General features: G+C 67.2%; 15 protein-coding genes. 13 read left to right on the top strand and 2 right to left on the bottom strand.

The window, feature by feature from the left end:
- Positions 1-25: 25 nt before the first annotated feature.
- On the bottom strand, positions 26-538 hold the full coding sequence (locus tag NA4_RS05295; RefSeq protein WP_067464720.1) for a GNAT family N-acetyltransferase: 513 nt from the start codon (positions 536-538) through the stop codon (positions 26-28).
- Positions 539-830: 292 nt separating this feature from the next.
- Between NA4_RS05295 and NA4_RS05300 the strand changes: the two genes are divergently transcribed.
- Entirely contained in the window at positions 831-2,033 is a 1,203-nt protein-coding gene (locus NA4_RS05300) for a lipase family protein (protein WP_067464884.1), read from the top strand.
- A gap of 47 nt (positions 2,034-2,080) precedes the next feature.
- Here the strand turns inward: NA4_RS05300 and NA4_RS05305 are convergent, their stop codons facing one another.
- A complete protein-coding gene (locus NA4_RS05305) occupies positions 2,081-3,037 on the bottom strand; it encodes a LysR family transcriptional regulator (protein WP_067464723.1) in 957 nt (318 codons plus the stop codon).
- A 64-nt stretch (positions 3,038-3,101) separates the two neighbouring features.
- Here NA4_RS05305 and NA4_RS05310 point away from each other — a divergent pair, with 64 nt between their 5' ends.
- The 12 genes from NA4_RS05310 to NA4_RS43475 all read left to right on the top strand — a co-directional run bounded on the left by NA4_RS05310 (position 3,102) and on the right by NA4_RS43475 (position 14,330).
- Entirely contained in the window at positions 3,102-4,235 is a 1,134-nt protein-coding gene (locus NA4_RS05310; RefSeq protein WP_067464726.1) for an XdhC family protein, read from the top strand.
- A gap of 80 nt (positions 4,236-4,315) precedes the next feature.
- Complete coding sequence (locus tag NA4_RS05315; RefSeq protein WP_067464729.1) at positions 4,316-5,209, top strand: FAD binding domain-containing protein; 894 nt, start codon at positions 4,316-4,318, stop codon at positions 5,207-5,209.
- 2 nt (positions 5,210-5,211) lie between these two features.
- Positions 5,212-5,730 (top strand): (2Fe-2S)-binding protein, encoded by a 519-nt coding sequence (locus NA4_RS05320; protein WP_067464732.1) that lies wholly within the window; start codon positions 5,212-5,214, stop codon positions 5,728-5,730.
- Positions 5,727-8,117, top strand: coding sequence for an aerobic carbon-monoxide dehydrogenase large subunit (locus tag NA4_RS05325; protein WP_067464736.1), 2,391 nt, complete (start codon positions 5,727-5,729; stop codon positions 8,115-8,117). The genes NA4_RS05320 and NA4_RS05325 overlap by 4 nt, the downstream gene beginning before the upstream one ends.
- Positions 8,118-8,144: 27 nt before the next feature.
- Positions 8,145-9,038, top strand: coding sequence for an XdhC family protein (locus NA4_RS05330; RefSeq protein ID WP_067464739.1), 894 nt, complete (start codon positions 8,145-8,147; stop codon positions 9,036-9,038).
- Positions 9,035-9,625, top strand: a complete 591-nt coding sequence (locus NA4_RS05335; protein ID WP_067464742.1) for a nucleotidyltransferase family protein — start codon at positions 9,035-9,037, stop codon at positions 9,623-9,625. Before NA4_RS05330 ends, NA4_RS05335 begins: the two co-directional genes overlap by 4 nt.
- Positions 9,622-10,509: an AAA family ATPase gene (locus tag NA4_RS05340; protein WP_067464744.1), complete on the top strand. Its 888-nt coding sequence runs from the start codon at positions 9,622-9,624 to the stop codon at positions 10,507-10,509. The genes NA4_RS05335 and NA4_RS05340 overlap by 4 nt, the downstream gene beginning before the upstream one ends.
- A gap of 13 nt (positions 10,510-10,522) precedes the next feature.
- Entirely contained in the window at positions 10,523-11,170 is a 648-nt protein-coding gene (locus tag NA4_RS05345; RefSeq protein ID WP_067464747.1) for an SRPBCC family protein, read from the top strand.
- The gene (locus tag NA4_RS05350) at positions 11,167-12,366 is read left to right on the top strand and encodes a vWA domain-containing protein (protein WP_067464750.1); all 1,200 of its coding nucleotides are present in this window, start codon (positions 11,167-11,169) and stop codon (positions 12,364-12,366) included. Before NA4_RS05345 ends, NA4_RS05350 begins: the two co-directional genes overlap by 4 nt.
- A 207-nt stretch (positions 12,367-12,573) precedes the next feature.
- On the top strand, positions 12,574-12,858 hold the full coding sequence (locus tag NA4_RS05355) for a carboxymuconolactone decarboxylase family protein (protein WP_245671120.1): 285 nt from the start codon (positions 12,574-12,576) through the stop codon (positions 12,856-12,858).
- Positions 12,858-13,439 (top strand): carboxymuconolactone decarboxylase family protein, encoded by a 582-nt coding sequence (locus NA4_RS05360; RefSeq protein WP_067464759.1) that lies wholly within the window; start codon positions 12,858-12,860, stop codon positions 13,437-13,439. The genes NA4_RS05355 and NA4_RS05360 overlap by 1 nt, the downstream gene beginning before the upstream one ends.
- Before the next feature lie 246 nt (positions 13,440-13,685).
- Positions 13,686-14,330 carry a VldE C-terminal domain-containing protein gene (locus NA4_RS43475; protein ID WP_067464761.1) on the top strand — a complete coding sequence of 215 codons (645 nt, stop codon included), beginning with the start codon at positions 13,686-13,688 and terminating at the stop codon, positions 14,328-14,330.
- The last annotated feature ends 20 nt before the right edge of the window (positions 14,331-14,350 follow it).

A 14,350-nucleotide genomic window follows, 5' to 3' on the forward strand; every position in this document is an offset into this window, starting at 1 on the left:
CGGGAGACCTCGGCGCGGTCTGCGGTCAGCGAAGTACGAATCCCGGCGGCCAGCTGTATTCGAATTCCGGAAGATCGAACCCTTGCTCGAAGTGCGCGGTCCGCGCGTCTGTACGGTGCCCGCCATATCGTTCGTAGAAGGCGATTGCCGCGGTGTTTGCTTGCAGCACCTCGAGGTAGACGATGCGGCCGGGATACTTCGCGGCTGCCCACTGCAGACCGTGGCGCAGCAGGCGGGTACCGATGCCCGCACGAGTACGGCCGGGTGCGGCGTGCAGGTTGTCCAGCAGCACGCGGCCGTCCGTAGTCGGCGTCAGATAAACGAATCCGACCGGTTGGCCTGCCTCCTCGGCGACGAAAAGTCCTGTGGCAGTTGGGTCATCGGTAAGTCGTTTGCGCCATACAGTCAGACGATCCTCGAGCAGGGGACCGGTCAAGAACTCTTCCGGCATCATCCCCGCGTAGGCCGAACGCCAACTCGCAGTGTGCAGTTCCGCAACCCGTTCCGCATCGTCAGGCGCACCACTTCTGATATGCATTCCGATATTCTCGCCTCCAATCGTGGATCAGATTGCCTACCGCGACGCGGTGACCCGGTAGTTCGACTCGACTCGAACGGTCTGGTGGTGACCGTCGGCGCCAACGTGCACATCGAGTCACAGTCTCGATTTCCTTGCGTTTCGGCTGTCCGTTCGGCGTGTCGCTGAAGGTTTGCCGACGATGTCGGATTTGAATGCAGGTTGGCTGGTCGACGAATGCCGCGAACTACCCGTGGAGGTCAAGGTCGTGATCCGGCAGTGTGTTCTTTTCCCCGGCAGCAGGCGCAGCGGTCTGGCTCGGAGCCTCGGTGCGATCGGCGGTGTGGCACTCGGGCTGCTCCTGGCGGCGACGGCGACCGGGGAACCACTGTATCCGCGGCCGGATCCGGACCCGTTCTATGCCGCCCCTGCGGATTTGGCGGCACACCAACCAGGGGATGTGCTCGGTGTGCGAGCACAGCCGCCGGTGGCGATCTTCCCCGGCTCCACCGTCTCGCTGGTCAAATTCCGGTCCACCAACTCACGCGGCGCGCCGATCGCGGCGACCACCACGGTGCTCACGCCCGCCAACCATGCGCCCAATGGGCCGTTGCTGTCGTATCAGCATTTCATCAACGCGCTCGGCACCCAGTGCGCGGTATCGCGCTCGCTGTACGGCGGCGATCGGAATCTGACGGTGACGATGCCGATTTTGAACGTGGCGCTGGCGCAGGGTTGGAGTGTCGCGCTGCCCGATCACCTCGGACCGCAGATGGCTCTCGGGGCCGCGCGTTTGGGTGGCCAGATCGTCCTGGACGGCATCCGTGCGGTGAAACGACTGCCCGCGCTCGCTGCGCAGCACAGTCCGACGGTCATGGCCGGCTACTCCGGCGGCGGCCTGGCCACCGCATGGGCGGCCGCATTGCAGCCGACGTATGCACCGGAGCTGGAGCTCGCGGGCGCAGCCACTGGCGGTGCCCCGATGAACCTGGTGACGATGGCGGAGGCGGTGGGCTTGGAGCCGCACCCGTCCTTCGGGCTGGCGATGGGGGCGGCGATCGGCCTGGAGCGGGAGTACCCGGACCGGCTGCCGCTCAGCTCGTATCTCAACGCGCGCGGCCTCGCGGCCCGTGATGCCATGGCCAACAGCTGCAGCAACGAGATCCTCCTCGCGGGCGTCGGCGGCAGCGCTCGCGAGTACCTCACCAGCACTTCGATCTTCGACAGCCCCGAAGCCCGGTCGGTGGGGGAGGAGAACAGCCTCGAGCTCTACGCCGGGGTGCCGGAAATACCGATCTTCGAATGGCACTCGCCAGACGACCAGCAGATTGCGGTCGATGCCATCGAGAACACCATCCGCCGCTGGTGCGCGGCCGGGGTGCGGGTGCAGACACTGCGGGTGCCCGCGGCCGAATCGCCACCCCCGCATCTGTCCACGGCGGTAGTGGGTACACCCGCGGCGGCGATGTGGCTCGACGCGCGGGTCCGCGGAGAACCCGCCCCCACCAACTGCTGACGAAGCGGGTGCCGGACACCAGAGCTACTTCCGGATGTCGGTCGCGTTCAACTCCACAGTGTCACATGGACTTTCGGGCGGAACCGCGTGACGCCAACGCCGGACCCGCGGATCATCGCCTGGAGGCATCGCGGCGTGGTGATGAACCGCAGCAGCTCCGACACCGCGGGCTGGCGGGAATCGGGCGGCAATGTGGTGGCGCACCACTCGTCGGATACCTGCAGCCCGGGCCCCTTGATGTGGATCAGCCGAGCGGCCGCGAGGTCGGAGGAGACGGCGAAGCCGATCGTCAGGGTGATGCCTCCGACACGGCGGACCTCTTCGAGCGCGGCGGCGTCGCTCTGAAAGATCCGCTGGTGCGATTCGGGAACGGCCAACTCGCGCAACATCGTCGCGATGTGCCCGTCGACACTGCCTGCGCTGGGGCCCAGCATCCACTGTTGCTCCCGCAGCAGCGCCGGATGTGGTGTGGCGCCCGCCAGCGGGCTGTCGGGGCGCGCGACCGAAATGATCTGATACTTCAGGAATGGCCGGGTGGCGATGGTCGTTCCGGTGCCGGCGGGCGCGGGCCCCAGCGCGATGTCGACCGCGCGGGTCTCGATCAGGCTGCGGAACTGGCTGGTGGGATGCACACTCAGCTCGACCGAAAGATCCTTCGCCCGCGCCGCGAACAAGTCGATGAGGCCGGGCGCTGCGTGTTCGGCGAACGCGCTCGATGCGGCGATGTGCAGCAGCCGCCGGCCGTGCGCCGCTTCGCTCACCTCGATGGCGGTCTGGCGCTGCAGTCCGAGAATCTCGATCGCCCGGCTGGCCAAGCGCAATCCGCCGGGCGTGAAGGCCAGGCCCGCCGCCGCGCGGGTGAACAGCGGGTCGGCGAGTTCCTTGCGCAGCTGGGCGATGTGCAGGGAGACACCGGCATCGGACATCCCCAGCTCTCTGGCCGCCGCATGGACGGAGCCGAGCCGCACCACGGTCGAGTAGGCCCGAAGCTGGGCGGGCGTCACGATCCGAGTCTAGTTTGGAGGTGGACGCAGTGCCTACCGCCGCATCGCGTCCGGAGGACGCATCATGCAGGACGTGCTCGCGGATCTGATGACAACCTGGAATGCCGGGGGCACGGCCGGGGTCGCGACGGTCGTGCGTACCTTCCGTTCGGCGCCGCGACCGCCTGGCGCGGCCATGGTCGTCGCCCCGGACGGGACGGTCGGCGGGTCGGTGTCCGGTGGCTGCGTCGAAGGTGCGGTCTACGAACTCGCCACCGACGTCATGCGGACCGGTCGTCCGGCACTGCAGCGGTACGGGTTCTCCGACGACGACGCATTCGCCGTCGGCCTCACTTGCGGCGGCATCATCGACATCTTCATCGAAGCGATCTCCCAGGACACGTTCCCGGAACTCAGCGAGGTCGCCGCGGACATCGCCGACCAGCGGCCGGTCGCGATCGCGACCGTCATCGAGCACCCGGACGCCGCCCGCGTAGGGCGACGGCTACTGATCCGGCCGAACAGCGCGCACGGCACGCTGGGGTCGGCGCGCACCGACGATGCGGTGATCGATGACGCACGCGGGCTGCTCGCAGCGGGCCGAAGCGAGGTGCTGTCCTATGGTCCGGACGGGCAGCGCCGCGGCGAGGGCATGGCGGTTTTCGTCGCCAGTCATGCTCGGCAGCCGCGGATGCTGGTGTTCGGAGCCATCGATTTCGCCGCCGCCGTGGCCCAGCAGGGATCGTTCCTGGGGTACCGGGTGACGGTGTGCGACGCGCGGCCGGTCTTCGCCACCTCCGCCCGGTTCCCGACCGCCGACGAAGTCGTCGTCGACTGGCCGCACCGCTACCTGGCCGCACAGATCGCGGCCGGTGCGGTCGATTCGCGGACCGTCGTCTGCGTGCTGACCCACGATCCCAAGTTCGACGTTCCACTGCTCGAGGTGGCGCTGCGTGCACCGGAGATCGGCTATGTCGGCGCGATGGGCTCGCGCCGCACGCACGACCAGCGGTTGGCCCGCCTGCGAGAGGCCGGTCTCACCGAAGAGCAACTCGCTCGGCTTGCCAGCCCGATCGGGCTGGATCTCGGCGGCCGGACACCGGAAGAGACGGCGGTGTCCATCGCGGCCGAGATCATCGCGCAGCGCTGGGGCGGGCACGGCCGATCACTGACCCGAACCGGCGGACGGATTCACCACACGCCGCGAACCGGGAATTAAGTGATTCCTTAATTCGGTCTTGACGACGGTGTCAGCGGCGCAGAGGCTGGGCTTCTCCCCATTGATGTGAGGTAAGTCACATGCAAGTTCCTGGGCCATTCGAATACGAACGCGCGACGGGCGTGGATCACGCCATCGGACTACTGGACCGGCTCGGGGAGGAGGCGCGCATCATCGCGGGCGGGCACAGCCTGCTGCCGATGATGAAACTGCGGCTGGCCAATCCGGAATATCTCATCGACATCAACGACCTGGCTGCCGAGCTGGGATACATCGTCACCGATCCGACCCTGGTGCGAATCGGTGCGATGGTCCGGCATCGGCACCTGCTCGAATCCGACGACCTCGCCGCGGTGTGCCCGATCTTCCGGGACGCCGAGCGCGTGATCGCCGACCCGGTCGTGCGCAACCGCGGCACGATCGGCGGCTCGCTGTGCCAGGCCGACCCAGCCGAGGATCTCACCACGGTCTGCACGGTCCTCGGCGCCACCTGCCTGGTACGCGGACCCTCCGGCGACCGGGAAATCGCCATGGACGGCTTCCTGGTCGGTCCGTACGAAACCGCCATGTCGCGAAACGAACTTTTGCTCGAGATCCGAATTCCCGTGCGGCATCGGACTTCGAGTGCCTACGCCAAAGTGGAGCGCCGGGTCGGCGACTGGGCGATCGCGGCAGCAGGCGCGACGGTGACACTGCGGGACGGGACGATAGCGGCCGCACGAATCGGTCTGACAGCGGTCGACCCCGATCCGGCGGCGCTCGCCGCTTCGGTGGACGACGTGCTCATCGGCGAGCCACCCACCGAAGAGGTCTTTTCCGAAGCGGGCCGCCGGGCGAGCGCGGCGTGCTCACCGGTCTCCGATGCGCGCGGCAGCGCGGACTACAAGCGCCATCTCGCGTCCGTACTGACGATTCGCGCGCTCCGCACCGCGGCCGAGCGCGTACTGAACCACCCTGCGCTGAAAGGGAATTAGCCATGCAGGTAACCATGACCGTCAACGGCGAGCCGGTGACCGCGGAAGTCGAGCCACGCACCCTGCTCGTGCATTTCCTGCGAGATCAGCTGCGGCTCACCGGAACCCACTGGGGCTGTGACACCAGCAACTGCGGCACCTGCGTGGTGGAGGTCGACGGCGAACCGGTGAAGTCCTGCACGATGCTGGCCGTCATGGCCCACGGTCGTGCGGTGCGCACCGTCGAGGGACTCGAGGTGGACGGCCGGCTCGATCCGGTGCAGGAGGGCTTCATGCAGTGTCACGGGTTGCAGTGCGGATTCTGCACGCCCGGAATGATGATCACCGCCCGCGCACTGCTGGACCGTAACCCGGATCCCGACGAGCAGACCATCCGCGAGGCGATCTCGGGCCAGATCTGCCGCTGCACCGGATATACCACCATCGTCCGGTCGATCCAGTGGGCCGCGGCGAAGCAACGAGGCGCCGCCGCGGAGCCCGAACCCGCGGCCACGGAAACGCCGGTTGGGAGCGCGTCATGACCGCCGTCGAGTCCCGGCCCGAAGACCGGGTCGACAACGACCGCAAGCCGTGCGGTCACGGGAGGATGCTCCGCAAAGAGGATCCCCGGTTCATTCGCGGACACGGCAATTATGTCGACGACGTGTCGCTGCCCGGCATGTTGCACATGGCGATCCTGCGTTCCCCGTTCGCGCACGCACGGATCGTGAGCGTCGACGTCTCCGCCGCACAGGCCCATCCGAAGGTCAAAGCGGTTGTCACCGGTGCGGATCTCGCGGCGAAGGGACTGGCCTGGATGCCGACGCTGTCCAACGACGTGCAAGCAGTGCTGGCGACGGACAAGGTCCGTTTCCAGGGCCAGGAGGTGGCCTTCGTCGTCGCCGAGGATCGCTACTCCGCGCGCGATGCGTTGGAGCTCATCAACGTCGAGTACGAGATGCTCGATCCGGTGATCGACGCCCGGACCGCACTGGCCCCCGACACGGTGGTGATCCGCGATGATCTCGAGGGCAAGCAGGACAACCACTGCTTCGACTGGGAGACCGGCGACGCCGCCGCGACCGAGGCGGCGTTCGCACGCGCCGACGTCGTCGTCAAGCAAGAAATCGTCTATCCGCGTGTGCATCCCGCCCCGATGGAGACATGCGGTGCCGTCGCGGATCTCGATCCTGTGACGGGGAAGCTCACGCTGTGGTCGACGAGTCAGGCGCCGCATGCCCACCGCACGCTCTACGCGTTGGTGGCCGGGCTCCCCGAGCACAAGATCCGGGTGATCTCGCCCGATATCGGCGGCGGGTTCGGCAACAAGGTGCCCATCTATCCGGGATACGTCTGCGCCATCGTCGGGTCGCTGTTGCTGGGCAAACCGGTGAAATGGATGGAGGATCGCAGCGAGAATCTCACCAGCACCGGGTTCGCCCGCGACTACATCATGCTCGGCGAGATCGCGGCCGACAGCGACGGCAAGATCCTGGCCATCCGGTCGACCGTCCTCGCCGATCATGGCGCCTTCAACGGCACGGCCGCGCCGTTGAAGTATCCGGCTGGTTTCTACGGCGTATTCACCGGCAGCTACGACATCGAGGCGGCCTACTGCAAGATGACCGCGGTCTACACGAACAAGGCCCCCGGCGGCGTCGCCTACGCTTGTTCGTTCCGGATCACCGAGGCGGCCTACTTCGTCGAGCGGTTGGTCGATTGCCTCGCCTACGAACTGAAGATGGATCCCGCCGAGCTGCGGCTGCGGAATCTCCTTCGCCCCGAACAGTTCCCATACACCAGCAAGACCGGCTGGGTCTACGACTCCGGCGACTACGAGAAGACGATGCGCCTGGCGATGGACATGATCGGCTACCGCGCCTTGCGGAAAGAACAGCAGGACAAGCGCGCCCGCGGCGAGTTGATGGGCATCGGGATGTCCTTCTTCACCGAGGCCGTCGGCGCGGGACCGCGCAAGAATATGGACATTCTCGGACTCGGGATGGCCGACGGGTGCGAGTTGCGCGTCCATCCGACCGGCAAAGCCGTTGTGCGGCTTTCGGTGCAGACCCAAGGGCAGGGGCACGAGACGACCTTCGCCCAGATCGTCGCCGAGGAACTCGGCATACCACCGGACGACATCGACGTGGTGCACGGCGACACCGATCAGACGCCGTTCGGCCTCGGCACCTACGGCAGCCGGTCGACACCGGTCTCGGGCGCCGCTGCCGCACTGGCCGCGCGGAAGGTGCGCGACAAAGCGCGGATCATCGCCTCCGGCATGCTCGAGGTCTCCGTCGCTGACCTCGAGTGGGAGAAGGGCTCGTTCCACGTCAAGGGCGATCCGTCCGCGGCCGTGACGATCCAGCAGATCGCGATGCGAGCACACGGCGCCGGTGACCTCCCCGAGGGCATCGAGGGCGGACTCGACGCCCAGGTCTGCTATAACCCGGAGAATCTCACCTACCCCTACGGCGCGTACTTCTGCGTCGTCGATATCGACCCTGGGACCGCCGTGGTCAAGGTCCGGCGCTTCCTCGCCGTCGACGACTGTGGAACCCGGATCAATCCGATGATCATCGAGGGCCAGGTCCACGGAGGCATCACCGACGGCATCGGTATGGCGTTGATGGAGATCATCGCCTTCGACGAGGACGGCAACTGCCTCGGCGGATCCCTGATGGACTACCTCATCCCGACGGCACTCGAAGTTCCGCATCTCGAAACCGGGTACACGGTCACTCCTTCGCCGCACCACCCGATCGGCGCCAAAGGCATCGGCGAATCGGCCACGGTCGGATCCCCGGCGGCGGTGGTCAACGCTGTGGTGGATGCATTGGCGCCGTTCGGAGTTCGGCACGCCGACATGCCGCTGACACCGTCGCGGGTCTGGGAAGCGATGCAGGGCCGGGCCACACCGCCCATCTGAGCGGACGCGGGCGATATGGGATCACCGATGAAGATCACCGAGCGTGCACAGCAGCTGGTCCGCACCCGGACTCCGTTCGTGCACGCTACCGTCGTGCGCGCACAGCAACCGACCTCCGCGCACGCCGGGGACGAGGCGATCCTCTTGCAAGACGGGACGATCGAAGGATTCGTCGGCGGCCAGTGCGCCCAGAACTCGGTCCGCAAGGCGGCGCTGGGTGCCCTGCAGTCGAACGAGAGTGTGCTGCTGCGGGTGCTACCCGACGGCGATCTGCAATTTCCCGAGGCGCCCGGCGCGACGGTGGTAGTGAATCCCTGTCTGTCCGGCGGAGCGCTGGAGATATTCCTCGAGCCGCAGATCCCGGCGCCTCTGGTGCGCATCAGCGGGGTGACACCTATCGCGGACGCACTGGCCGATGTGTGCGAACTGGTTGGATTCGGGGTGCGACGCAGCGCTGCCGACGCCGACTCGCCGGATTCGCTGGCAGACACGACCGCGGTGGTGATCGCCAGCCATGGCGGCCCGGAAGCCGAGCTGATCCGTACCGCCCTTGACGCGGGAGTGGGGTATATCGGACTGGTCGCCAGCCGGATTCGGGGAGCGTCCATTCTGGACGAACTCGGATTGACCGACGCCGAGCGAGCGCGGGTGCGCACACCGGTGGGTCTGCCCATCGGCGCCAAGACATCCGCGGAAATAGCCGTCTCGATTGTCGCGGAAGTGATCCAGGCGATCCGCAAAGGCGGTTTGGCCGTCCCGGCCCGCCCGGCGAGCGTCGCATTCGAGGCACTCGATCCGGTGTGCGGGATGACCGTGACGGTCGGGCCGGACACACCACGTCTCACTGTCGACGATGTCGACCACTGGTTCTGCAGCTCCGGCTGCCGCACCTCTTTCGCTGAGGCGCATCCAGGCTCATGATCGGTTTCGTCACCGGAGTCGTGCTCGCCGCGGGAAGCTCACGGCGGCTCGGTACTGCGAAGCAGATTCTGCCGTACCGGGATACGACGATTCTCGGCGCCACCCTCGACGTGGTGCGATCCTGCGCTTTCGATCAGATCATCGTCACCCTCGGCGGTGCGGCGGCGGCGGTGCGGCAGCAGGTCGATCTCACCGGCGTCGAGGTGGTCATGGCCGACGACTTCGGATCGGGCTGTTCGTCGTCGTTGCGTTCGGCCCTGAGCTCGGTGCATCCCCGGGCCGCCGGAGTCGTGCTGATGCTCGGTGACCAACCGGGTCTGTCGGCGTCGACCGTCGAGCGACTGATCGCCGAGGGAACGACCGCCGCGATCACGATCTGCCGCTACCGGGACGGTGTCGGGCATCCATTCTGGCTCAGCCGCAGCGTATTCGGCGAGCTGGCCCGACTGCACGGCGACAAGGCCGTGTGGAAGATCATCGAGTCGGGCCGCGTCGCGGTGTCCCGGCTCGACGTCGACGCACCGGTGCCCTTGGACGTGGACACCTGGGACGACTACGAGCGCTTGCGCGCCGCGACGCCGCCATGATGTCACCGTTCGACGATGTCGAGGACGTGGTGCGACGATTCGACGCCGACGACTTTCTGCTCGACACCGGAACCGCCGCGGCGTTCTATCTGGCCACCACGCTGGGGCGGCCGCTGCTGCTGGAAGGCGAACCGGGAGTGGGCAAGACGACGGCGGCGAAGACCCTCGCCACCGTGCTCGGGGCACCGTTGATCCGCCTGCAGTGTTACGAGGGCCTCACCGTGAACGAAGCGCTGTACGACTGGAATTATCAGCGTCAGCTGCTCAGCATCCGGCTCGCCGAGGCGCGCGGCGCCGACCTCACCGAAGCCGACCTGTTCACCGAGGCATTCCTGGTCGACCGCCCGATCCTGCGCTGTGTGCGGTATCGCGGTCCGACGCCGCCGGTACTGCTGGTCGACGAAATCGACCGTGCCGACGACGAATTCGAGGCGCTGCTGCTGGAATTCCTCGGTGAGACCACAGTGACCGTCCCCGAACTCGGGACCTTTGCTGCCGAGCAGCCGCCGCTGGCGGTGCTGACCTCGAACCGCAGTCGCGACCTGCACGACGCGCTCCGGCGGCGCTGCCTCTATCACTGGATCGACTACCCGGAGCCGGCCCGCGCTGTGGCGATCGTGCGACGCACCGTGCCCGGAGCCACCGACGCGCTGATCGAGCATGCCACCCGATTCGTCGCCCACGCGCGCGGTCTCGATCTCGACAAACCGCCTGGCGTCGCCGAGACCATCGACTGGATCGCCGCGTTGGCGACCCTCGACGTCGCCGATCTCACCGCGCCGGACGCGGTCGCCGCGCTGAGCGCATTGGCCAAGACACCCGACGACCGCGCCACCTTGCACGTGGCATTCGTCGAATACACCCAGGGCCTGCCTACCGGATGAGAGGGATACATCGATGAAGATCGTCAATGAGTTCACCGTCCACGCACCCGTCGAAAAGGCATGGGAGGTGCTGACCGACCTCGAACAGGTCGTCGGGCTGATGCCCGGCGCGCAGATGGCCGGTTGGGAGGGAGACGACTTCCTCGGCCGACTGAAGGTCAAAGTCGGCCCGGTGACCAGCGAATTCACCGGGAAAGCAAAATTCGTCGAGCGCGACGAACACGACCATCGCGCGGTCATCGACGGCCGCGGCCGGGATACCCGCGGATCCGGAAACGCGGCGGCGACCATCACCACACAACTGCGCGAGGACGGCGACGAGACCCGGGTCATCGTGGACACCGACCTCAAGATCGTCGGCAAGCTCGCCCAATTCGGCAGCGGGATGCTGCAGCAAGTGTCCGAGAAGATGATCGGTCAATTCGTCGCATCCTTGGAGGCGAAACTCGTGGGCGACAAGGCCGCTGCGGAACCGGTAGCCGGGCCGCACGGGGGAGAGGCGCGGCCGCAACCGATCGCAGAATCCGAGCCGGCACCGCTGGATCTCGTCGGTCTGGTCGGGCCCGCGGTGATCAAGAAGTATGCGCCCGCCATTGCTCTCGTGCTCGCGGCCGTGCTCGGAATCATCCTGGTACGCAGGAAGATGCGCGGGAAGCGATGACACGAGCCGCTCTGCTGCGCGGCATCGACCTGGCCGCATTCGCCGTCGCGGTGGTCGCGCGATTGCGGTGCGGCGGCGTCGCGGTGGCGCCGAGCGGGCCCGCGCTGTTCGTGCAAGCCTTGCGTCGTATGGCGCCGCGGTCGCGTACCGAGCTCTACTGGGCGATGCGACTCACACTCGTCGATCGCATGCAGGATCTCGCCGCCTTCGACGCGGTGTTCGCGGCGGTGTTCGCCGACGCGGTGCTGGGTGTGGACCCGCCGAGCCGAACGCACGGACAGCAGGCCGAACACATGACCGCACCCGGCGTGGGCGGTCGGGTGCAGCCGCGGCAAGGTGGTGAAGTCCCGTGGGCGACACTGCAATCAGCTACCGGCGCCGACCGGCCAACCGACCGGAGTGTGACGCTGCCGGACGTGCTGCCCAGCCGGTTCGCAGCACGAGAACAGGAACCGTTCGCCCGCTTCGATCCGGACGATGTGCGGACAGTCGGCGCCTGGCTGGAGCAGGCGTCGGCGTTCTGGCCGCAGCGCAGCAGCAGGCGGTACGAAAACCATGTGCACGGCAAACGGATCGACTTCCGGGCGACGATGAACAACTCCCGCCGCACCGGCTGGGAGCCAGCGGTGCTGGTCCGCACTCGTCCCCGGCGCCGCCCGCGCCGAATCGTCATGATCTGCGACGTCAGCCGCTCGATGCAGCCGTACTCGACGGTCTACCTGCATCTGATGCGGGCCGCGATGCAGCGCCGTTCGCCCGATCGACCCGAGGTGTTCGCCTTCTCCACCTCGCTGACCAGACTTACCTCGGTGCTCGCGCACCGGTCCCCGGATGTCGCGGTGACCCGAGCCAACGACAAGGTGCTCGACCGCTACGGCGGCACACATATCGGCCGATGCCTCGGCGCGCTGCTCACGACTCCGTCCGGTAACGCGGTGCGCGGCGCCGTCGTCGTCATCGCGTCGGACGGCTGGGACAGCGACACCCCTGATCTGCTGGCCCGTGCGATGGCCCGGATCCGACGCCGGGCTTGGCGCGTCATCTGGCTCAATCCCCGTGCGGGTGACTCCCGATTCCAGCCGGCCACCGGTGCGATGGCGGCGGCCCTGCCGTTCTGCGACATCATGATGCCCGCGCACACGCTGGCGGGTATACACGCGTTCGTCCAAGTTTTGGCATCGTCGGCTGCCACCTGACGCGCGGTCACGCGCAGCCGGGTGAATCGGCGCGCAGCCGCGGATTCGACAGCACCTTCGGCCGGCAGCGCGCGTTTGCCGAACGTACCGTGCCGGGGCGCAGCGCGCCTATCGTTGTGCACGTGAGGGCAAATACCTGAACCGAGAGGAGAGGCGGAGGCCGCTGTGCCATATGAGGACAAGAAGCGAGCAGCGCATCGTGCTCTGGTGGACCGCGTCCTGAACGGAAAGGGCACCACATCCGCCGACCAGCGCGCCCGCGCCTTTCGCAACGCCGATGTTCCCCCGCCCTTGCACCCGCTGATCGACAAGGTCGCCACCAGGCCAACGCAGGTCACCGGCGCGGACTTCGCCGCAGCCAAGGCATCGGGCTTCAGCGAGGACCAACTCTTCGAGCTGGTGATATCCGCTGCGGTCGGCCAGTCCGCCCGGCAGTACGACGCGGGACTGGCGGCCTTGGCCGAAGCTACCGGCAGCGAGGAGGCCGGATAGTGCGCCTCGACATCCTCAACCACGGTTACCGTCCCGGGACCAAGTTGCTGTTCGCGCTCATCCGGGCGTTCTCCGGGCAGCCGGTACCGGACGCCGCCAAGCTGGTGTTCTACCGGCCCGACTTCTACGGTGCCAGGGCGAAGAAGTTCACCCACGAGGCAATGCGGGGGGCCTCCGCCTGGTCGGTAGCCGACCGAGAGCTGATGGCGGCCTTCGTGTCGAAGGTCAACGAATGCGCGTTCTGCATCGGCGCACACACCGCGACCGCAGAGCAGGCGTACCTCGACAGCGCAAAGGTGCGCGCGGTGCTGGCCGACGTGGAATCGGCCCCCATCGAGGAGGGACTGCGGGCAACGCTGCGGATGCTCGGCAAGCTGACCCGGGAAGGAACGGTGGGCGTCGAGGACATGCAGGAAGTGCTGTCCGCAGGTGTCACACCCCGGCAGATCGAGGACGCGCTGGCCGTCTGCGCCGCGTTCAACACGACCGACCGGCTCGCCGACGCATTCGGCTTCGAACTGCTCAGCCCGGCCGGCTTCGAGGCAGGGGCCAAGTACCTGCTCAAACGGGGCTACCGATAGAACTGCAGCTCTACCGTCCGGCATACAGGCTGCTGAGCAGCTCGAACATTCTCACCCCACGACGCCTCCACGTCGGTTACCGCGAACTGCGGTGCACTCACATTCCAGCTCGACGGTCCGTCCTTGCTGCCGCGCCAGGAAGAACACCCTGTCCAGGGCGTCAACCGGCATCTCGGCGTGACATTTTCGGGACCGTTTCGTAATGTATCGGTGACCTATTCTCGACAGTAACCGGTAATCGACATCATGCCTGGTCAACACCGCAAGCCGACCGCAGCCCGGAAGCTCACGCCCCTGGCTGTGGGTGGCATCGCGGCGACTATCGCCGTCGTACTGTGGGTGGCGATCCGACTGAGCCCGGCTGCCCAGCATGCCGCGGCGGTCGATTCGCCGCCATCGTCCGCCGTCGAAACCGACTCTGCTCCGACCACCGGGCCGTCAACGACTCAGCCGGCACCGGCGGCGGCAGCGGCCCCAGCCGAGCTACCACCACCCTCGGCCAAGGAAGCCGCACAACACCTGCCCCCACCGACTCCGTGTTCGACGGAACTCGCCGGCACACGGCCGCACGTGGCAAAGGTGGGCAACCTGCTCAAGAAGACGTTCGGCATCACCGAGATCGGCGGCGCCGTCGGACGTGGCGACGGTGACCACGGCGCGGGCTTGGCACTCGATCTCATGACATCCGATTTCGCGCGCGGCGACGCGATCGCCGACTTCGTGCTGGCCAATAAGCAGCGCTTCGGCGTGACCTACGTGATCTGGCGGCAGCGGTACAACGACGGCAACGGGTGGTCGTACCTGGAAGACCGCGGGAGCCCGACCGCCAATCACTACGACCATGTGCATGTGTCGTTCGCCAAGTCTGCCGATGTCGACGTGACCTGCTGATTGCGCGCCGCGGGCGTGCG

This window comes from Nocardia amamiensis NBRC 102102, from assembly GCF_001612745.1.
GTDB classification, from domain to species: domain Bacteria; phylum Actinomycetota; class Actinomycetes; order Mycobacteriales; family Mycobacteriaceae; genus Nocardia; species Nocardia amamiensis.